Below are 977 nucleotides of genomic sequence, written 5' to 3' on the forward strand. Positions count from 1 at the left end.
GCAGCGGGGACTGGCCGCCGACGGCCGGTGCAAGGCATTCGCCGAGTCGGCCGACGGCACCGGCTGGGGCGAGGGCGTGGGAATCCTGGTACTGGAACGGCTCTCCGACGCGCGGCGCAACGGACATGACGTGCTGGCCGTGGTCCGCGGGTCCGCGGTGAACTCGGACGGCGCGTCCAATGGGCTGACCGCACCCAATGGCCCCTCCCAGGAGCGGGTGATCCGCCAGGCGCTCGCCGCCGCCGCTCTGGCACCGTCCGACGTGGACGTCGTGGAAGCACACGGCACAGGGACAAAGCTCGGCGACCCGATCGAGGCGCATGCCCTGCTGGCCACCTACGGGCAGGACCGGGACACCCCGCTCTTGCTGGGCTCGGTGAAATCCAACATCGGACACACCCAGGCGGCGGCGGGTGCGGCCGGGGTGATCAAGATGGTGCTGGCGCTGCGGAACGGCGCCCTGCCGAGGACCCTGCACGTCGACGCGCCGTCGTCGCACGTGGACTGGTCGGCGGGCAGTGTCGAACTGCTCACCGAGCCGAGGCACTGGCAGAGCGACGGCTCCCCCCGCCGGGCCGGGATCTCGGCCTTCGGGGTGAGCGGAACCAACGCACACGTGATCCTGGAGGAGGCGGATCCGGCGCCCGTCAGGCGGGCCACCGCGACCGCGGACGGCACGCCGGTGGCGTTGCCGGTCTCCGCGGCGGAGGGGCGTGGCCTGCGGGCTCAGGCCGCGAGGCTCGCCGACTTCCTGGCCCAGCGGCCCGAGGTGTCCCCGGTGGACGTCGGGTTCTCCTTGGCGACGACGAGGGCGCAGCTGCCCGAACGGGCGGTCGTCGTGGGCGCGGATCACGAGGAGTTGATTGGGTCGTTGCGAGCCGTCGCAGCGGGCGAGTCGCCCCGGACCGTGGTGTCCGATCGCGTGGCCGCGGGCTCGCTGGTGGTGGTGTTCACCGGTCAGGGTGCGCAGCGGGTGG

At 73.2% G+C, this 977-nt stretch carries 1 protein-coding gene; it reads left to right on the top strand.

From position 1 onward, the window contains the following. Positions 1-977, top strand: a 977-nt coding sequence (locus tag VT50_RS37860; RefSeq protein WP_143645391.1) for a ketoacyl-synthetase C-terminal extension domain-containing protein, incomplete at both ends; no start/stop codon positions are given.

The organism is Streptomyces antioxidans (genome assembly GCF_000968685.2).
Classification (GTDB): domain Bacteria; phylum Actinomycetota; class Actinomycetes; order Streptomycetales; family Streptomycetaceae; genus Streptomyces; species Streptomyces antioxidans.